This is a genomic window from Enemella evansiae (assembly GCF_002250705.1).
Classification (GTDB): Bacteria; Actinomycetota; Actinomycetes; order Propionibacteriales; family Propionibacteriaceae; genus Enemella; species Enemella evansiae.
In genome coordinates this window covers 21,368-39,550 of record NZ_NMVP01000015.1, presented here as the reverse complement: position 1 = coordinate 39,550, position 18,183 = coordinate 21,368, and the positions used below count along the sequence as shown (strand labels likewise).

The 18,183-nt window shown below is 68.9% G+C and carries 16 protein-coding genes and 1 tRNA gene; 3 read left to right on the top strand and 14 right to left on the bottom strand.

Translation table 11 applies throughout. From position 1 onward, the window contains the following. Positions 1-66: 66 nt before the first annotated feature. The 9 genes from BI335_RS11090 to rplJ all read right to left on the bottom strand — a co-directional run bounded on the left by BI335_RS11090 (position 67) and on the right by rplJ (position 10,605). Complete coding sequence (locus BI335_RS11090; RefSeq protein ID WP_094430977.1) at positions 67-2,748, bottom strand: helix-turn-helix transcriptional regulator; 2,682 nt, start codon at positions 2,746-2,748, stop codon at positions 67-69. 23 nt (positions 2,749-2,771) lie between these two features. Continuing rightward, complete coding sequence (gene benC / locus BI335_RS11085) at positions 2,772-5,585, bottom strand: benzoate 1,2-dioxygenase electron transfer component BenC (protein WP_094430975.1); 2,814 nt, start codon at positions 5,583-5,585, stop codon at positions 2,772-2,774. A 9-nt stretch (positions 5,586-5,594) separates the two neighbouring features. After that, positions 5,595-6,146 carry a benzoate 1,2-dioxygenase small subunit gene (gene benB / locus BI335_RS11080; RefSeq protein ID WP_094430973.1) on the bottom strand — a complete coding sequence of 184 codons (552 nt, stop codon included), beginning with the start codon at positions 6,144-6,146 and terminating at the stop codon, positions 5,595-5,597. An 11-nt stretch (positions 6,147-6,157) separates the two neighbouring features. Beyond that, a complete protein-coding gene (benA, locus tag BI335_RS11075) occupies positions 6,158-7,759 on the bottom strand; it encodes a benzoate 1,2-dioxygenase large subunit (protein WP_166646855.1) in 1,602 nt (533 codons plus the stop codon). A gap of 165 nt (positions 7,760-7,924) precedes the next feature. Further along, entirely contained in the window at positions 7,925-8,320 is a 396-nt protein-coding gene (locus tag BI335_RS11070; protein ID WP_094405548.1) for a type II toxin-antitoxin system VapC family toxin, read from the bottom strand. Further along, the gene (locus tag BI335_RS11065) at positions 8,317-8,571 is read right to left on the bottom strand and encodes a type II toxin-antitoxin system VapB family antitoxin (protein WP_094359627.1); all 255 of its coding nucleotides are present in this window, start codon (positions 8,569-8,571) and stop codon (positions 8,317-8,319) included. The genes BI335_RS11070 and BI335_RS11065 overlap by 4 nt, the downstream gene beginning before the upstream one ends. Positions 8,572-8,627: 56 nt before the next feature. After that, positions 8,628-9,407, bottom strand: a complete 780-nt coding sequence (locus tag BI335_RS21420; protein WP_094405547.1) for a DUF4253 domain-containing protein — start codon at positions 9,405-9,407, stop codon at positions 8,628-8,630. Between the two features lie 121 nt (positions 9,408-9,528). Next, positions 9,529-9,927 (bottom strand): 50S ribosomal protein L7/L12, encoded by a 399-nt coding sequence (gene rplL, locus BI335_RS11055; protein ID WP_094359623.1) that lies wholly within the window; start codon positions 9,925-9,927, stop codon positions 9,529-9,531. Between the two features lie 15 nt (positions 9,928-9,942). Continuing rightward, positions 9,943-10,605, bottom strand: coding sequence for a 50S ribosomal protein L10 (gene rplJ / locus BI335_RS11050; protein ID WP_094359621.1), 663 nt, complete (start codon positions 10,603-10,605; stop codon positions 9,943-9,945). A gap of 529 nt (positions 10,606-11,134) precedes the next feature. Here rplJ and BI335_RS11045 point away from each other — a divergent pair. Together BI335_RS11045 and BI335_RS11040 are read left to right on the top strand one after the other, a co-directional pair. Continuing rightward, positions 11,135-11,902 (top strand): C40 family peptidase, encoded by a 768-nt coding sequence (locus BI335_RS11045; protein WP_229117853.1) that lies wholly within the window; start codon positions 11,135-11,137, stop codon positions 11,900-11,902. 197 nt (positions 11,903-12,099) lie between these two features. Continuing rightward, positions 12,100-12,909, top strand: a complete 810-nt coding sequence (locus BI335_RS11040) for a peptidoglycan-binding domain-containing protein (protein WP_094405546.1) — start codon at positions 12,100-12,102, stop codon at positions 12,907-12,909. A 91-nt stretch (positions 12,910-13,000) separates the two neighbouring features. Here the strand turns inward: BI335_RS11040 and rplA are convergent, their stop codons facing one another. The 5 genes from rplA to BI335_RS11015 form a co-directional block, all read right to left on the bottom strand. Then, positions 13,001-13,702: a 50S ribosomal protein L1 gene (gene rplA / locus BI335_RS11035; RefSeq protein ID WP_094359617.1), complete on the bottom strand. Its 702-nt coding sequence runs from the start codon at positions 13,700-13,702 to the stop codon at positions 13,001-13,003. 136 nt (positions 13,703-13,838) lie between these two features. Beyond that, positions 13,839-14,270, bottom strand: coding sequence for a 50S ribosomal protein L11 (gene rplK, locus BI335_RS11030; RefSeq protein WP_094359615.1), 432 nt, complete (start codon positions 14,268-14,270; stop codon positions 13,839-13,841). Positions 14,271-14,393: 123 nt separating this feature from the next. Next, a complete protein-coding gene (nusG, locus tag BI335_RS11025; RefSeq protein ID WP_172421847.1) occupies positions 14,394-15,341 on the bottom strand; it encodes a transcription termination/antitermination protein NusG in 948 nt (315 codons plus the stop codon). A 28-nt stretch (positions 15,342-15,369) separates the two neighbouring features. Further along, a complete protein-coding gene (gene secE, locus BI335_RS21920; protein WP_229119550.1) occupies positions 15,370-16,065 on the bottom strand; it encodes a preprotein translocase subunit SecE in 696 nt (231 codons plus the stop codon). Positions 16,066-16,143: 78 nt separating this feature from the next. Beyond that, positions 16,144-16,216 (bottom strand) — tRNA-Trp (locus BI335_RS11015). A gap of 165 nt (positions 16,217-16,381) precedes the next feature. On the opposite strand from BI335_RS11015, the gene BI335_RS11010 reads away from it, so the two are divergent. Further along, positions 16,382-17,986: a serine/threonine-protein kinase gene (locus BI335_RS11010; RefSeq protein WP_094430969.1), complete on the top strand. Its 1,605-nt coding sequence runs from the start codon at positions 16,382-16,384 to the stop codon at positions 17,984-17,986. Positions 17,987-18,183: the final 197 nt, after the last annotated feature.

Below are 18,183 nucleotides of genomic sequence, written 5' to 3'. Positions count from 1 at the left end.
CGACCTACTCGATGAGCGTGCGGGTGTCAGGTGGCGCTGCGCAGCCCACTCGATGAGCGTGGGGTGTCAGCCGCCGTGGCGCAGGGCGGTGAGTTCGGCGCGGGAGCGTACGCCGAGTCGCGCGTAGACGCGGGTCAGGTGGTACTGCACGGTCTTCACCGAGATGAACAGGCTGGCCGCGACCTCCCGGTTCGTCATCCCCTGAACCACCAGTTCGACGACCGCCTGTTCCTGCGGGGTGAGCTCGGTGAGCGAGTCGATGTCGCGACTGCGGGTGCCGGCCTTGAGCTCCCGATCGCAGCGTTCCACGTAACCGGTCGCACCCATCGCCGCGTACCCCCGCCGGGCGTGATGCAGCTCGGCCTCGGCATCCCGGCGCTTGCCGACCCGGCGCAGCGCCTGCCCCTGGGCGAAGTGGATCCGGGTGCGCAGCAGCGACAGCGGCAGATCCGAGATCAACCCGAGGGCCCGCTCGAACGCGTCCCGGCCGGCGGTCACCTCACCGGTGGAGAACAGCACCCGCGCCCGCGCGGAGCCCAGCCGGGCCATCGTCGAGCGGTGCTGGCGGGCCGCGGCGAGCTCCTCGTGCGGGCGCAGGAACTCATCGGCGGCCTGCACCTCACCGATCGCGATCAGCGCGATCGCATAGAGATCCTGCCAGGGCCAGAAACCCGGCTCGTCGATACCGGCGTGCCGTTGGGTGGCGAGCAGCGGTTCGAAGGCGCGGACCGCACCGGCATAGTCGCCGGTCGCGATCGAGACATGCGCCCGGGCCATCGTCGCGGCCACCAGCATCGCCTGATAGTCGGTCCGCACCGAGGCGGCCTTCGCGGCGTGCTCGTCGGCGAGCGCGATCTCCCCGCGCAGCGCGGCGATCTGCGCCCCGGCGCTGTGCACCAGCGGCAGTGCGACGTTCTGGCCGGTCTGCTCCAGCATCGGGATCGCCCGGTCCACCGCCGCCCGCGCCGCGCTCAGATCACCCAGGGCGAGCCGGGCGTGGGCGAGCCAGCCGTAGGCCCACAGCGAGATCCGGGTCGAACCGCGCCAGGCCGAGATGGGCGCGGCCATCTCCAGCTCGTGCGCCGCCAGCGGCACCCGGTCCAGGGCGAGCAGCAGCCAGCCCTGCCCCATCATCGCCCGCTGGCCCTGCGCCCCGGCCCGGACCGCGCTGGTGACCTTGGCGTACGCCTGCAGGGCCGCGTCCGGACGGCCCTCACCGCCCAGGCCCAACCCGAGCATGGTGTGCGCCTCCAACCCGGACGGCACCGAGGGCACCGCGCCGTCGGCGAGTTCGATGGCGCGCTCGGCCCAGGTGACCAGGCCGGCGGAGTTCCAGTCGACCAGGTTGTGCAGCGCGATCCGGTGCGCGATGGCGGACTTGGTGGCCCGGTCGTCGTCGGCGGCCTGCTGCCATGCCCGGTGCAGCAGCACCTCCGCCTCGTCGCGGTGGCCGAGCATCAGTTGGTGGTAGCCGAGAACTGCCTCGCGCAGCGGGGAGGCGGAGGTGGATTCCAGCTCCGGGATCAGCGCCTGCACCTCGAACAGGTTGCCGTTGCTGACCGTGGCATCCAGGCAGTCCACCAGCCGGCGCTCCGCCTCGGCCTCGCTGACCGACATCCGGCTGGCCGCCAACCAGGCCTCACCGGCCTGTTCCCAGGAGCCGCCGCTGGCGCAGCGGGCCGCCCAGTCGTCGAGTTCGGCGGCGAGTTCCGCATCCGGGCCACCGGCGGCCAGCGCCCGCTGCCGCAACCGGGCCCCCTCGTCGGCGAGCACCCGGGCGGCGCGGATGTGCAGTTCCCGCTGCCGGGCCACCCCCATCGATTCGTACGCCGCAGCGCGCACCAGCCGCGACCGGAAGCCGACCAGCAGCCGCATGCTGGCCCGCCGGGTACGCAGCACGCCGAGGTCGACCGCCCGGTCCAGCACCGGCAGCGGATCGTCCAGCTCGGCCAGCGTGGCGACCTCCTCCAGCACCGCCCAGCGGCCGATGATCGCGCAGGCCTCGACGAGCAGGCGCACCTGATCGTCCTCGGCCAGCAGCGCCCGCACGGTCCGCAGGGCGCGCGCGGTCGGTGGCAGCGGCGAGTCCGGCACCTTCCACAGGTCCGGGTCCTGCTCGGCGAGCAGCTCCAGCACCGCGGCAGCCGATCCGTCGGTGTGCTTGGCCAGCCGGCGCGCGGTGGCCTCGTCCAGGGTGTTGCCGACCCCGGCGGCCAGCGCCTGCACCCCGGCCGCGTCGAGGCGTTCCAGGTGACAGGTGGTGCCGCGGTGGGCTCGCGCCAGCTCGGCCAAGGGGCCGGCGTCGCAGTCGTCGAGCGCTCCGGTGAGCACCACCAGCAGCGGGGTGTCCCCGAGTCGGTGCACCGCCGAGGAGAGCGCGTGCAGGGAGACCGGATCGGCGTCGCCGGCCTCGGTGACCACCAGCACCCGGGGCCCGGTATCGGCCAGGCCGAGCCGCGGATCGGCCTCGGTCACCTCGGGCAGCCCGAGTCGTTCCAGCACCGCCCCGGGCAGCTCGCGTTCCCAGGCGATCGCCGAGACCTCGGTATAGGCCTCGTCGGCCAGCTGGCGGGATTCCAGGGTGGGCAGCACCAGACCGCGGACGGCGGCCTCGGCGTCGGCGCTGTCCCGCGCCAGCAGCAGCAGCACGGTGGCGCGGCCGTCCAGGGCCCGCTCCACCAGGCGCGGGATCTCGCGGGCGGGCTCGCCGGCGAGATGGCCCGGTTCGGCGGGCCGCGGACGGTCCATGCCGCCGAATGGTACGCGCGGGCTCAGCCGAGATCACCGCCGCCCACGGGAAGCACCTGACCGGTGAGATAGGACGCTTCATCGCTGGCCAGGAAGCAGATCGCCGCCGCCTGTTCGTCCAGGGTGCCGTATCGCTTGAGCAGCGTGGATTCCAGCGTCTGGTCGACGGTCACCTGGTGCCACTGCTCCTCCTGCTCGTTCTGCGGTTCGCCACCGCGCGGCACCCGGCGGGCCGGTGCATCGGTGCCACCGGGGGCGGTGGCGACCACCCGGACCCCGTGCGGGGCGGCCTCGAAGGCCAGCGATCTGGTGATCGCGTTCACCCCGCCCTTGGCGGCCGCATAAGGCAACCGGTTCAACCCCATCGTGGCGATCGAGGAGACGTTGACGATGGTGCCGTGGCCCTGTTCGTAGAGCTGCGGCAGCACCGCGCGGCAACCCCACAGCGTCGGATAGAGCGAACGGTTGATCTCGGCGGTGATCTGCTCGGGATCGTATTCCTCATAGGGTTTGCGCCAGATCGTGCCGCCGACCACATGGATCGCGATGTCCACCCGGCCGAACTCGGCGACCGCCCTGTCCACCACCGACTGCGCGCCGGCGAAGGTCTCCAGGTCGGCGAGCTGGGCGGCCGCACCCGCGGTGTCGGGGCTCGGATCGCCGGAGAACTCGTCGGCCAGCGATTCGACCAGCTCGCTGCGGTCGGCGAGCAGCAGGCGGCCGCCCTCGGCGTGGATCCGGCGGGCGACCGCCTCGCCGATGCCCTGCGCGGCGCCGGTGACCAGCACCACCTTGCCGGCGAAACGTCCGGGGCTGATGTTGGCCGGCCGCTTGCGCTGGTCCTCCATCGCCCGGCGCATCGTCAGCTTGGAGCGGTCGGAGTGCGCCATGAACAACTGACGGGCCCGCTCCCGGTCGCCGGCGGCGATCGCGTCCACCATGTCGACGTGATCGCGGGCGACCAACGGGTGGCACCAGGTGGCGTGCTTGAGGGTCTCCTCCATCGCACCCTTCACCCCGAGACGTTGGTACGCCTGCCGCAGGTGATCGTTGCCGGTGAGGGAGAACAGGTAGTCGTGGAAGGCCGCATTGGTCTGGGTGTAGGTCATCGCATCGACGAACTGTTCCCCTTGCACATAAGGAAGAGTCGCCTCCGCGAGCATCCGGTAGCCGGCCACCTGGCCGCTGCTGATCCTGCCCAGCACCAGCTCCAGGGCACCGAGTTCGAGGGCCTGTCGGGCCTCGAAGATGGCATCCGAGCGCAGGATCGAGGGATGCTCCTCACCGATCTCGTAGCCGTCCCCGGTCCCCTCTCCCGGACCGCCCGAGCCAGCCCCCGACGAGCGCGACGCCGCCCCCGGCGTACCGACGAAGCGGGCCGCGATCCCGGCCGGTGCGGCACCGCCCACCGACTCCAGTTCGCGGGCCGGGAAGATCGGCTCGCCGAGCAGGTCCCGGCTCGCACCCTCCGGTGCGATACCGCGATCCGGTGCCAGCGCCGTCGGCTCCCCGGTCAGCGCGGTGGCGAAGATCTCCTTGCCCAGCAGGGATCGCTTGCGTTCGACCGATTCCACCGGGGCGGCGGCGGAGGCCGGGGCGGGACTCAGCGCCTCGTCGGCGGCGAACAGTTTCTGGCCGAGCAGGGAGCGGGCCCCGGCACCGGCACCGGCACCGGCACCGGCACCGGCGAGGATCAGCTCGCCCGCGGCCGGCACGTCGAGGTCGGCCGCCGCGGCAGCGGGTTGCATCGGTTCGACGGGCTCCGCCTCCTCGGCGGCCGGTTCCTCCACGATCTCCACCGGCGCCGGCGCGGCCTGGCGGGGCGGGGTGGCGGAGGTGAATTTCTCGTAGTAGAAGCCGGTCGGCTCGATGCCGAGCTCGTCGTCGAAGTGTCCGCGGACCGCCTCCACCATCGGCGGCGGGCCGCAGAGATAGACCGCGGTGTCGCCGCCGTGCAGATGCTCGGGGCTGATGATGCCCATCACGTAACCCTTGTTGGGCGCGGTGGACGCCTCGTCGGCGATCACGTAGTCCCAACTGAAGTTGCGGATCTGGCTCGACAGCGTCTCCAGCGTGTCCAGCTCGACCGCGTCGATGTCGGCATTGGCACCGTAGACCAGGTGGATGGTGCGGCTCGAGCCGTTGCCGGCCACGGTTCGCAGCATCGCCAGCATCGGCGCCAGCCCGGTCCCGCCGGCGACCATCAGCACCGGCCGGTGGGCCTCACGCAGGAAGAACGATCCGTGCGGGCCGTTGAAGGTGACCTCGTCACCGACCGCGGCGCGTTCGGCGAGCCAGGTGGACATCAGCCCGCCGGGCACGATCTTGACCAGGAACTCCAGTTCCTCGTCCTCCGGTGCGTTGGAGAAGGAGTAGGAGCGGGTCTCCTCGCTGCCGGGGATCTTGATGTTCACATACTGCCCGGGCAGGAAGGCGAGCTTGTCCCGGTTCGGGATGCTCATCCGCAGCCGCATCACGGTCTCGGAGTAGCGGTGCACATCGGTGACGGTGCCGGTGAAGGTCGCCGTCTGGGTCTTCGCGACCGCCGAGGTGCTGTTGATCTGCACGACCAGGTCCGATTGCGGTTTTGCCTGGCAGGCAAGGAGATAACCCTTCTCCGCCTCGCTCTCGCTGAGCGCGTCCTCGACGTAGAAGCCGGCATCGTAGCTGCCCGATTCGCAGAACGCCTTGCAGGTGCCGCAGGCACCGTCATTGCAGTCCACCGGGATGTTGATCCGTTGCCGGTACGCCGCATCGGCGATGCTCTGGTCGTCGGCAACGGTGATGAAGCGCGTTTCCCCGTCCTCGAAGGAAAGCGCGACCTTGTAGTCGGTCATGATGCCGCCTCAAATGTGGTAGATGTCGACCACGTGGTGGATGTAGTCGTTCTTCAGCACCACGGTCTTGCGCCGGATCAGCGGAGTCTCGCCGCCGAAGTCGATGGTGTAGAAGGACGTCCCGTAATAGGGGTCCATCGTGTTGTACCGGAAGTACATGGTGTGCCAGTTGAACCGGATGTCGACCAGGTTGCCGCGGCGTTCGATCACCTCGACATTGCTGATGTTGTGACTGGTCCGCGGTTCGGGGATCGAGGTGGCGCTGGACCGCTCGGTGCGGATCCGGAAGACCCGGTCCTCGAGCCCACCCTTGTTCGGGTAGTAGATCAGCGACATCTCGGTCGCCGGATCCTGGGTCAGCTCACCGTTGTCGTCCCAACTGGGCATCCAGTAGACGACGTCATCGTGATAGCAGTCCAACCAGGATTCGAAATCCCGGTCATCGAGGTAGCGCGCCTCGCGGTAGAGGAACTGCTCGATGGTGGTCTGGTCGATGCGTACCTGGTCCGGGACCGTGGCCCCATTGGCCTGGATGTCGCGCTGCTGCAGTGTGTCGGTCATCGGAATCCTCCTCAGCCGCGCTCGGTGGATCGGCGGCTCGCCTTCTTCGCCGGGCTCGCCTTCTTCGCCGGGGCCGCCTTCTTCGCCGTGCTCGTCTTCTTGGCGGGTGCGGCCTTCTTGGCCGGTGCGGCCTTCTTGGCCGGTGCCGTCTTCTTCGCCGCGCTCTTCCGCCGGGCCGGGCTCTGCTGCTCCTTGACCGCGCCGCCCTTGGCCCTGCGTACCAGCTTGTGGTCGCTGCCGATCTTCTCCGCGGCCTGCTGGGCGCCCGCCAACGCGACGTCCTCACCGGCGACGGCGGCCCGCATCACCTCCAGCCAGTAACCGTGCTGCACCGGATAGAGGCCCTCGTCCTCGTTCTTGATGCCGGAGGCGATCACGCCGTCCATACCGAGCGAATCGGCGACCGGATCGGGTCCCTCGAGCCAGTGCTCGGCGCCGCGGCTCATGTCGTTCCACGGGGCGGTGGTGGCCTTGAAGGTGAACTGGCAGGAGCGGAACTCCTCCAGGTCGTCGGGAGTGGCCATCCCGGTGGCGTTGAAGAAGTCCTCGTACTGCCGGATCCGGTGCTCGCGGGCCTCGGCGCTCTCGCCCTTGGGCGCGATGCAGTAGATGGTGACCTCGGTCTTGTCCACCGCAATCGGCCGGAAATGCCTGATCTGGGTGGAGAACTGGTCCATCAGGTACACGTTCGGGTAGAGCAGCAGGTTGCGCGAGCCCTTCACCATGAACTCGCCCTTGGCCTCGCCGTACTTCTCCTTGAGCTTGTCCAGCCAGGGCACCAGCGGCCGGGACTGCCAGTTGCCGGCCCAGGTCCACAGACACAGGTGACCGTTCGGGAAGGACCAGGTGCCGCCGCCCTGCTTGCCCCACTTGCCGGCATCCACGGTCTCGGTGGTGTTCTTCGACTCCCCGGAGGCCCGGCGGGAGGTGGTGGCGGCGTAGTTCCAGTGCGTCGCGGTGACGTGGTAGCCGTCCGCTCCGTTCTCGGCCTGCACCTTCCAGTTGCCGTCGTAGATGTAGGTCGAGGTGCCGCGCAGCACCTCCAGGCCGTCGGGTGACTGGTCGACGAGCATGTCGATCACCTTGGTGGCATCACCCAGGTGCTCGGTCAGCGGCAGCACATCGGGGTTCAGGCTGCCGAACAGGAACCCGCGGTAGGACTCGAAGCGCGGGATCTTCGTCAGATCGTGCGAGCCGTCGATGTTGAAGCTCTGGCTGGGATAGCCGGCGTCCTCGGGGTCCTTGACCTTGAGCAGCTTGCCGTCGTTGCGGAAGGTCCAGCCGTGGAACGGGCAGGTGATCGTCAGCCGGTTGTCGGTCTTGCGCCGGCAGAGCATCGCGCCGCGGTGGGCGCAGGCGTTGATCAACCCGTTCAGGGTGCCGTCCTTGGAGCGGGTGATGACGACCGGCTGCCGGCCGATGTATCCGGTGAAGTAGTCCCCGGGGTTCTCCACCTGGCTCTCGTGTGCCAGATAGACCCAGTTGCCCTCGAAGATGTGCTTCATCTCGAGCTCGAAGAGCTCCTCATCGGTGAAGATCGAGCGATTCGCCCGGTAGATGCCGCTCTCGCGATCGTCGATGACGGCTTGGTCGAGATCCAGGTGCGTGGTCATGTGCAGCTACCCCTTCAGTGGCGACGATGACACTGTGGCCGCGGAATGCGACCTGCGTGGGTACCAGTCTGCGCCTCGGCCGAGCCGGGCACCCCAGTAGAACCCCTAGGTCTGACCCAGGGTACCCAGCCTGGGGTGGGTACGCGCCCGAATCAGGCGTACGCCTCAGCGCAGCAGCGCTGCCGGCACGTCGGTCCGGGAGAAGTCGTCGCCTTTGAACAGCAGCCGACGACCGGCAGCCTGCGCGGCGCCATAGCTGAAACAGTCGCCGAGATTGAGACCGGCAGCATGCCTGCCCTTGCCGAACCTCAGCCAGCCCTCGACGGCAGCGAGCGTTTCATCCTCGGTGAATGGCCGGACATCCACCTCCAGGTCCGCCAGCAACCCGTGCACATCCGCTTCCGCCTCGGCACCCTGCCGCGCGTGTGCGACCATCAGGCACTCCACCAGGGTCGCCGCGGAGATGGACAACTCAGCGGCGGACGTCATCGCGGCGAGGTACGTCACCGCATCATCCTCACCGAGGACGACGGCGAGCACCGCGGAGGTGTCGAGGATCATCGGGGCAGCCCGTCGGAGTCGTAACCGAGGATCTCGTCAGCGGACCGGTCATCCAAGGTCTTACGTGCCCGCCCGCGCTCGATGTAGCGGTACAGCGATGCCCCGCGGTCCGTGCGACGCCGGACGCGCTGAACTCGCGCGAGCCGTTCCTCCATCGCCACTCGGATCGCCTCGGTCAGACTCTCCCCGGTCTCCTGGGCCAACTCACGCGCGAGCCGATCGGTGACCGGGTCCTTGATGTTGATCGCCATCGAACCAGTATCCACCAATCGAGGAAGAAAGGAAGACGCTCAGGAAGATATCGCACTCAGTCCCACCAGAACGCCCAACCGTCCGCCGTCCGCAGCTGGGCCAGGTAGTCCGCGGGCGGCAGGCCCTGGTCGATGATGTCGGGGCACCAGACGTAGTGCTCCCCCACCAGCCGCCGCAGCTGCTCGTCGCTGCTCGGGCGGCGCGGCACCTGGACGGCGAGGGTGTCGAAGCCGAGGCCGGTGAGCACGGCGCCGAAGCGGTCCTCCCAGCTCCGCAGCACCGCCGAGAGCGGTTCGCCGTTGCGGTCGTAGTTGGTGGCCCCGATCCAGCCGAGCCGCTTGAGCAGATCGCCCGGACGCTGGGCGGGCACCAGCAGCAGCCCGCCACCCTGCTCGTTGAGCAGGATGGGTTCCAACTCGTCGGCGGTGAGGTCGGGTCCGGACACCGGGTCGGCCAGACCCCGGTAGCGGGCGGACGGCTCCCAGTCCTCACCCGCGTCGGGCATCAGGTCGGCAGCCGCTTCGGTGAGCACCGCGTCGGCGGCGAGGACGCGGTCGTCCACCTCGCCGAACTCGCCCTCCAGCCAGGGCCGCGCGTACTCCCCGGCGAGGCCCTCGACGGCGACCGGCCACAACCCGGTCTCGGCGAACGCGCCGGCCAACCGGCGTACCAGCTCGGTCAGCCGGTCCTCGGGGAGCGGCTCGACGGTGACCCAGCCGACCGGCTCGCCGCCGCCGAAGTCGCTGCGGAGCTGGCGGCCCTCAGGCAGCTCGATCCCGGCGAGGGTGAGCGGCCCGGCGGGCGGGACCTGAGCGGATACGGAGGAGGAGAACATGCGCCCCATCCAACAACACACCGGGTCCGCCCAACACGAAAGGCGGGCCCCGAACGGGACCCGCCTTCGCGAGAGGTACGCCTCAGGCGTACCGGAGATCACGCGGCCGGAGCCGCACAGATCACTTGAGGGTGACGGAGGCGCCGGCAGCCTCGAGCTGCTCCTTGGCCTTGGCCGCGTCGTCCTTCTTGGCCTTCTCCAGGACGGCCTTGGGAGCGGACTCCACCAGCTCCTTGGCCTCCTTCAGGCCGAGCGAGGTGAGGGCGCGCACCTCCTTGATGACCTGGATCTTCTTGTCACCGGCGGACTCGAGGATCACGTCGACCTCGTCCGACTCCTCGGCAGCGGCGTCGCCGCCACCCTCGCCACCGGCAGCCGGAGCACCGGCAGCGGCCACGGCCACCGGAGCGGCGGCGGTCACGTCAAAGGTGTCCTCGAACAGCTTCACGAACTCGGAGAGCTCGATCAGGGTCATCTCCTTGAAGGCGTCAAGGAGCTCGTCATTGCTGAGCTTCGCCATGTTGGGCGTCCTTCCTTACTTTTCGTCAGCGGAGTCATCCGCTGCGGTATCGGTGTTCTCCGCAGCGGGCGCTGCTTCGTCGTTCCCCGCAGCCGGAGCTGCTTCGTCACTGACCTGCTTCTGGTCGGCGGTAGCAGCACCTGCGCCACCGATCTTCGAGGGGTCCTCCTGGGCCGCGGTCTCCAGCGCGCCCAGTGCACGGGCGAGCTTGGACGCCGGAGCGGCGAAGACGTAGGCAGCCTTGTTCAGGTTGGCCTTCATACCGCCGGCCAGCTTGGCCAGCAGCACCTCACGGGACTCGAGGTCGGCGAGTGCCTTGACCCCGTCGGCGTCGAGGATCTTGCCCTCCATGACGCCGCCCTTGATCACCAGAAGCGGGTTGTCCTTGCTGAAGTTCCTCAGACCCTTCGCCACCGTGGCCACGTCCCCGGTGATGAAAGCGATCGCGGTCGGGCCGACGAGTTGCTCATCGAGCCCCTCGACACCGGCCTCCTTGGCCGCGATCTGGGTCAGAGTGTTCTTCGTCACGGCGTACGTGGCGTCCTCGCCGAGGCTGCGGCGCAGCTCCTTGAGGGCGGCCACGGAAAGTCCGCGATACTCGGTCAGCACGGCGGCTTCAGAGCTGGAGAACTTCTCCTTCAGCTCGGCAACCGCGGCTGCCTTGTCGGGCCTCGCCATGGTTCTCCTTCCCACTTCTCGCACGAACCGCACGCCCGGGTGGGGCGGCGGCGCCTGGGACCAGTTGGGGCATCAAAAAAGCCCCGGCGCACAGGCGCACGGGGCGGCTCGGAGCTGGGCTCCGGACTGCTTCGCATCACCTGCGCGGGCCTTCCGTGCGGACCTCTTGCGGGGCCTGCTCGGAGACTTCGGACCGGGCGTACCCGGTCGACCTGCGGTCTTCGGCAGCACCCATCGTACGCACCCGCGCGGGTGCGCACCAAATCGGCGTACGCGGCCCCTCCGGCATCACCCCGAGAGCCCCTGTTCCTGAGAGAAACCAGAAACTTCGGCACAATGATCCGGCTCACAGTCGGACCACCGGTCAAAGCGGTCCAACTAGGGAAGATGATAAATCTGCCAGACCGACCGATACCCATTTCATGCTGAGAAGACCCTGAGGGTTGACCAAGACGGTCACGCAGGGATAACGTCCTCGCGCCGGAGTTGAACCGGCGGACCTGACACCCGACCAGAGGATTCACTCGACATGCGCAAGCTGTTCAAGAGCTCCGCGGCCATCGCCGCGAGCGTCGCCCTCGGCTCGACCATCGCGGTCACCACCATTGGTACCGCCGATGCCGCCACCTGCAGCACCGTCTCCCAGTGCGCCGCCGGCTCCACCCCGACCCTGAAGGTCGGCAAGCGGAGCAATGACGTCAAGCGCCTGCAGCGCGCCCTGACCAAGGACGGCTACAAGGTTCCGGCCACCGGTTACTACGGGACGATCACCCGCTCCGCGGTGATCCGCTACCAGAAGGCCCACGGCATCCCGACCACCGGCGTCACCGCGTCCCTCACCTGGGGCTCGCTGCAGAAGCACAAGGGTGGCTCCAGCAGCGCCGCCAAGGCGGCCCCGAAGCCCGCCGCCCCGGCCGCGCCGGCCGCCAACACCGCGGTCCGCAGCACCACCGGCGGCAAGGCCGCTGCGGTCAACTTCGCGCTGGCCCAGCTCGGCAAGCCCTACGCCTACGGCGCCACCGGCCCGAACGCCTACGACTGCTCCGGCCTGACCGGTGCCGCCCTGAAGGCCGCCGGGATCAGCATCCCGCGGACCTCGCAGGCCCAGCTGGCCGCCGGCCAGAAGATCTCGCTCAGCCAGGCTCAGCCGGGCGACCTGATCGTCTACTACTCCGGCGCCACCCACATCGGGATCTACATCGGTGACGGCAAGATCGTGCACAGCTCCCGCCCGGGCAAGCCCGTGTCGATCGCCTCGGCCACCTCGATGCCGATCAACGCTGTCGTGCGCTTCTGAGTCCAGTTCTCACGTCCGTCGCGTACGCCCCCGCAACCGCTCCGGTTGCGGGGGCGTTCGCGTGCGGTGGGGTGATCGGCAACCGGAACCTTCCACCCACCGAGGAGGAACTTTCCAGCCACCATTGGGTTTCCGCGGGCCCGGAGGCCGCCTAGCGTCAGCGGCGTACCGGTCAACAACCACCCAGGAGACCTGACATGAACACCCGACGCATCGCCGCCCTGACCGCCGCAGCGGTCACCGGCCTCACCACAGTGACCGGGGTCGTTGGCTTCGGCATCAGCCAGTCCACCGCCGCCGGCTCGTCCGCCAGCTGCTCCATCGACTCGACCCCCGTCGTCAAATACGGCGCCCGCGGCGAGGCGGTCAAGGACCTCCAGTGCGTACTGAACTCCAACGGCGCCAAGCTCGCCGTCGACGGCAGGTTCGGCCCGAAGACCAAGGCCGCCGTGCTCAGCTATCAGAAGGCCAAGGGCCTGGAGGTCGACGGCATCGTCGGCCCGAAGACCTGGGCCTCGCTGAAGGCCAACAACGGCGGCGGTGGCAAGCCGACCACCCCGCCGCCCTCCAACGGCAACGTCTCCGCCGATCGGCAGCAGGTGCTGAAGCGGGCGGCCACCTGGCTGACGGCCTACAACGGCGGCCCGGTCCCCTACAGCCAGACGAAGTTCTTCCAGGGCTACCGGCAGGACTGCTCGGGTTACGTCTCGATGGCGCTCGGGCTGGGCAAGCCCGGTCTGAACACGGTCGGCCTGGCCGACTCGAGCGTGACCAAGCGGATCTCGCTGAACGAGTTGAAGCCGGGTGACCTGCTGATCGACTCCGACGGCACCAACAACACCCGCCACGTGGTGATCTTCGAGAAGTGGACCGACTCGAGCCGCACCGCGTACAAGGCCTACGAGCAGACCGGTGACGGTGACAGGACCCGATACCGCGTCCTCAAGTACGGGTTGGACGCCGGCTCGCAGTACAAGCCGCGCCGGCCGCTGAAGTACGGCGACTGACCACCCGCCGGACACACGACGAGGCCCGCACCCCGATGGGTGCGGGCCTCGTCTGGTGCTGCGATCAGGCGTACGCCTCAGCGGCGTCCGATCACTCGCCCTCGGGCTTGGTGCGCGACGGATCGACCGTCACGCCCGGGCCCATCGTCGAGGAGAAGGTGATCTTCTTGATGTAGCGACCCTTGGCGCTGGACGGCTTGAGTCGCATCACCTCATCGAGCGCGGCGAAGTAGTTCTGCGCGAGCGCCTGCTCGCTGAACGACGCCTTGCCGATCACGAAGTGCAGGTTGGCGTGCCGGTCGACGCGGAACTCGATCTTGCCGCCCTTGATGTCGGTGACGGCCTTGGCGACGTCGGGGGTGACGGTGCCGGTCTTCGGGTTCGGCATCAGGCCACGCGGGCCGAGCACACGGCCCAGCCGGCCGACCTTGGCCATCATGTCCGGGGTGGCGACGACGGCGTCGAAGTCCAGGTACCCCTTCTGCACCTTCTCCACCAGCTCGTCGGCGCCGACCTCATCGGCACCGGCGGCCTCGGCGGCAGCTGCCTTGTCACCGGTGGCGAAGACCAGGACCCGAGCGGTCTTGCCGGTGCCGTTCGGCAGGTTGACGGTGCCGCGGACCATCTGGTCCGCCTTGCGCGGGTCGACGCCGAGGCGCATCGCCACGTCGACGGTCTCGTCGAACTTGGCCGACGCCCCGCCCTTGATGATGTCCACGGCCTCGGCCGGGGTGTAGAGCTTGTCCGCGGTCCGCTTCTCAGCGGCGGTGCGGTATGCCTTGCTGCGCTGCATCTCTGACTCCTTGTTCAGTTCAGTTCTGGTCAGTCGTGGTACGCCCCAGCGCGGGGCTCCCACTGTGTTCGTGAAGGGGGACGACCCCCTTCTCATCCCCCGCGGTCGGCCTTGGCGGCCTCCCAGCGGCGCTGGATCAGCCTTCGACGCTGACGCCCATGGAACGGGCGGTGCCCTCGACGATCTTCATCGCGCCGTCGATGTCGTTGGCGTTCAGGTCCGGCAGCTTGGTCTCGGCGATCTCCTTGACCTGATCCCGGGTGATCTTGCCAGCCTTGTCCTTGAGCGGGTTGGCGGCACCGGACTTGATGCCGGCGGCCTTCTTGATCAGCTCCGCGGCCGGCGGGGTCTTGGTGATGAACGAGAACGTGCGGTCCTCGTAGATCGTGATCTCGACCGGGATGACGTTGCCGCGCATGGCTTCGGTGGCAGCGTTGTACTGCTTGCAGAAGTCCATGATGTTGACGCCGTGCGGACCGAGAGCGGTACCGACGGGCGGCGCCGGGGTGGCCGCACCCGCGTTCAAAGCGACCTTGACGAGCGCCGCTACTTTCTTCTTGGGAGGCATGTTCGGGTCCTCTTGTGTCGTTCGGTTTCCGGTGGCGGTGCGAGGCGTACGCCCACCCGCCAATGGGCGCACCGGCTGTGCGCCCAAGCATTCATTGTCCGCCGGTGACCCGGCGGAACCAAATCAGACCTTGTCGACCTGCGAGAAGGTCAGGTCGACCGGGGTCTCGCGACCCAGGATCTCGACCAGGGCCTTGAGCCGCTGGCTGTTCGCGTTGATCTCGGTGATCGAGGCGTGCACCCCGGCGAAGGGGCCGTCGGTGACCATCACCGAATCGCCCACGGCGAAGTCGGCGACCTCGACCTTCTTCTTGCGGGTCTGCTTCGGCTGGCCCTCGGCGGCCGCAGTGGCGGCGGAGATCACCGACGGGGCGAGCATCTTCTCGACCTCGTCCAGACCCAGCGGCACCGGTGAGGTGGCGTGGCCGACGAAACCGGTGACCGACGGGGTGTGCCGGACGGTCGCCCAGGACTCGTCGGTCAGCTCCATGCAGACCAGCACGTAACCGGGCAGCACGGTGCGGGTGACGGTCTTGCGGTTGCCGTTGCGGATCTCGGTGACCTCTTCGGTCGGCACCCGCACCTCGAAGATGAAGTCCTCCATGTTCAGCGAGGTGACCCGGGACTCCAGGTTCTGCTTGACCCGCTTCTCCATGCCGGAATAGGTGTGCACGACGTACCAGTCGCCGGGCTTGGCGCGCAGCTCGGCACGCAGCTCCTCGAGCGCCTTCTCCGCGGCATCCTCGGCGTCGGCGTCGGGCTCGTCGTCCTCATCGCCCGCACCGGCCGCGGTGTCGTCGTCGCCCAGCGCCAGCTCGGCCTCGGCGTCATCGTCCGACCCGGCACCGCCCAGATCCAGATCCAGATCGTCGTCGTCGGAGTCCTCCGAGTCGTCGTCGGAGCCGAAGTCGAGGTCGATCTCGACCTCGTCGTCGGCCTCGGCGGACGCCGGCGCCTCGCCCAGATCGATCTCCACGTCCTGCTCCTCGGTCTCATCCGGGGTGCTGGTCGCGTCGTCGTCCAGGGAGAGTTCGACGTCCTGCTCGTTGTCCTTCACGGGGTTTTCCTCCACTAGTGCGATGCCTTCGGTCGGCTGCGTCTCAGCCGAACGCCTTGAGGACCAGCCAGCCGAAGCCGAGGTCCAGCAGCGAGACGAAGGCGATGATGAACAGCACGAAGACCAGCACCACCACGAAGTACTGCTGCACCTGGGTGCCGGTCGGCCAGACCACCTTGCGGAGCTCGGTCGTCGATTCGCGGACGAATGCGGCCGGGGTGGTGCGCTCCTTGGTGGCCGCGGCGCGGTCCTGCTCGGCGTCGCGGCGGGTGCGGGTGGCCTTCTCCTTGCGCGACGGGCGGCCCTTGCGGCCGCCCTCGTCGGTCCGGGCGAGCTGCTTGCCGTCGGCGGTCGAGTCGGCCTCGACCTCGTCGGCGGCCGACTTCTCCTCGGTCCGCACATCGGAATCGGAGTCCCGATCACCGGAATCGGACTGGCCGCGGCGTACCGGGCGGGTCCGGCGGGGACGCCGCTGGGCGGTCGAACCCTCCGAGACGGTCTCCTCCTCGGCGACCTCGTCGGTGGCGCGGTCCAGCTTGGCCTCGTTGATGTCCGGGGTGCTCGGATCGTCGACGTATCCGTCGTCCGGGGTGTCCTCCGGGTCGACGATCTCGGCATCCTCGCTCAACTCGGCGGGCTGACCATCGACGGAATCATCGGCGGTGCGGCCGTCGGTGGGCTCGACAGGGGTCGACTCGTCCGACTCGTCGGTCGGATCGGTGAACTTGTCGTCTGCCACTGCTTGGGTCCTTCGGGTCGCCTCGGTGTGCCCGGCACCTCGTCATCCGATGAGGCGAACGCGGGCCCAGTCGTCTCGCACGGCAAGAGGGACTTGAACCCACAACCTTCGGTTTTGGAGACCGATGCTCTGCCAATTGAGCTATTGCCGTTCGGCTGCGCCCGGGCACGCCCGAGTCTGGTGCAGCCACCAAGACGTTGAGTGTACGCGGTGATCGCGCAAACGTCGAACCGATACCTGATCCGGCACGTGGTAAAAAGAGGACGGAACCTTGGACACAGGGTGGCAGACCTGAACCGCGACCAGAAGGGGCGGCGTGAGCGGTACTTGGGGCTCCGCACCCGGTCAGGTGACGCCTCCGGAGACACTGGAGGGGTTCTCGGGCTGGCAGGAGATCGGCCGTGGCGGCGACGCCACGGTCTATCGTGCCGTCCAGGACGCCCTCGACCGGGACGTGGCGATCAAGGTGCTGATGGTCGACGACGAGGAGTCGATCCGCCGGTTCACCCGCGAGGTCCAGCTGATGGTCTCCCTGGGCCGGCAGCATCCGAACATCGCCAAGGTGCTGCAGATCGGCACCTCCAGCCGCGGCCGCCCGTGCATCGTGATGGACTACTACGAGCTCGGTTCGCTGGATCAGCGGCTGGCATCGTACGGGCAGTTGTCCGCCGACGAGGTTGTCAATGTGGGCACCGTGGTCGCCGACGCGCTCTCCTTCGCGCACGCCAAGGGCGTACTGCACCGCGACGTGAAACCGCAGAACGTGCTGATCCTGCCGACCAGCTACGTGCTCTCCGACTTCGGCATCGCCCGGTTGATCGACTCGGCGCACACCTCCAGCTCGGACCGGTTCTCCTATCGGCACGCCTCCCCGCAGGTGCTGGACGGCTATCCGCCCTCGGAGGCCGACGACATCTTCTCCCTCGGCGCGACGCTGTTCCACCTGCTGGACGGCAAACCGCCGTTCACCCGCACCGACGGCGAGCCCGATTCGGCGCTCGCCTACATCAAGCGGGTACGCCTGGAGGAGCCGCGGCCGCTGCGTCGGCCGGACCTGCCGCCGATGCTGCACAAGATCATCGAGAAGACGCTGCGCAAGAACCCCTACGAGCGCTTCGCCTCGGCCGCCGATCTGCGCGACGCGCTCACCCAGGTGCGCACCGAGACCCGCAGCTGGTCGACCGGTGATCCGGTGCCGCGGCCGAGTACGCCGCCGGCGGATGTCACCGCACCCAAGCCGGAGCCGCCGATGGCGGCGCCCGGGTGGGGTGGCACCCCGGGGCAGGCGATCAACCCCGACGACCTGACCTCACTGCGGTTCCGGCAACAGGATCCGAGCCTCGGCATGCCGCCGCCGATGGGACCGGGTGGCGCCCCGCCGCCGATCTCGGCGTACAGCCCCGCCTCCGGCTACACCCCGGCGGTGCCGTCGGCCCACTCCCCCGCCTCCGCGGTCGAACCGGAGAAGCCCGGTCGCAAGGTGCCGCTGCTGGCGATCACCCTCGGCGGCGTTGCGATCGGTGTCCTGCTGGTGGTGGTGCTGTCCATGCTGAACCGTCCCCAGCAGGCCCAGGAGGCGACCACCCCGCCCCCGGCCGCCACCCAGCCGCCCGCGACCACCCCGCCGCCCCCGGCGAGCGTCAGCGATCCGAACCTCGAGCCCAAGGACCTGAAGGTGACGATCGAGGGCAACCGCGCCACCGCCACCTGGAACAGGTCGGTCGACACTCCCACGTCCTGGGGCTGGAACGTCGGCGAGAGCGAGAAGGCCATGGAGGGCGGGGCGGTCCGGGACACCCTGACCCCGAACCGCCGCACCGTCGGCGCCGACATCGACCCGAACTGGAAGCAGGTCTGCTTCACGGTCATCGGGATCAAGGACAACCGCTACGGCGCCGTCTTCTACTGCACACCCCGCTGACACTCATCGAGTGCACGCTCATCGAGTGCACGCTCATCGAGTAGCTGACCATGCGGAGCGCAGCGGAGCAATGGTCAGCGTGTCGAGATGAGCCCCATGCCTCCGGGGCAGCGCACCGAAATTTGCGGCTCGATTCCCGATTGGCGCCCAGATCGGCCGATTCCGCGATCGAGCCGCAAATTCCGCAGGCCCATCCT

Bases quoted from the DNA above. Each gene is read 5' to 3' on its own strand.
- BI335_RS11090 (WP_094430977.1), bottom strand. From the start codon at position 2,748: ATGGACCGTCCGCGGCCCGCCGAACCGGGCCATCTCGCCGGCGAGCCC.
- benC (WP_094430975.1), bottom strand. From the start codon at position 5,585: ATGACCGACTACAAGGTCGCGCTTTCCTTCGAGGACGGGGAAACGCGC.
- benB (WP_094430973.1), bottom strand. From the start codon at position 6,146: ATGACCGACACACTGCAGCAGCGCGACATCCAGGCCAATGGGGCCACG.
- benA (WP_166646855.1), bottom strand. From the start codon at position 7,759: ATGACCACGCACCTGGATCTCGACCAAGCCGTCATCGACGATCGCGAG.
- BI335_RS11070 (WP_094405548.1), bottom strand. From the start codon at position 8,320: ATGATCCTCGACACCTCCGCGGTGCTCGCCGTCGTCCTCGGTGAGGAT.
- BI335_RS11065 (WP_094359627.1), bottom strand. From the start codon at position 8,571: ATGGCGATCAACATCAAGGACCCGGTCACCGATCGGCTCGCGCGTGAG.
- BI335_RS21420 (WP_094405547.1), bottom strand. From the start codon at position 9,407: ATGTTCTCCTCCTCCGTATCCGCTCAGGTCCCGCCCGCCGGGCCGCTC.
- rplL (WP_094359623.1), bottom strand. From the start codon at position 9,927: ATGGCGAAGCTCAGCAATGACGAGCTCCTTGACGCCTTCAAGGAGATG.
- rplJ (WP_094359621.1), bottom strand. From the start codon at position 10,605: ATGGCGAGGCCCGACAAGGCAGCCGCGGTTGCCGAGCTGAAGGAGAAG.
- BI335_RS11045 (WP_229117853.1), top strand. From the start codon at position 11,135: ATGCGCAAGCTGTTCAAGAGCTCCGCGGCCATCGCCGCGAGCGTCGCC.
- BI335_RS11040 (WP_094405546.1), top strand. From the start codon at position 12,100: ATGAACACCCGACGCATCGCCGCCCTGACCGCCGCAGCGGTCACCGGC.
- rplA (WP_094359617.1), bottom strand. From the start codon at position 13,702: ATGCAGCGCAGCAAGGCATACCGCACCGCCGCTGAGAAGCGGACCGCG.
- rplK (WP_094359615.1), bottom strand. From the start codon at position 14,270: ATGCCTCCCAAGAAGAAAGTAGCGGCGCTCGTCAAGGTCGCTTTGAAC.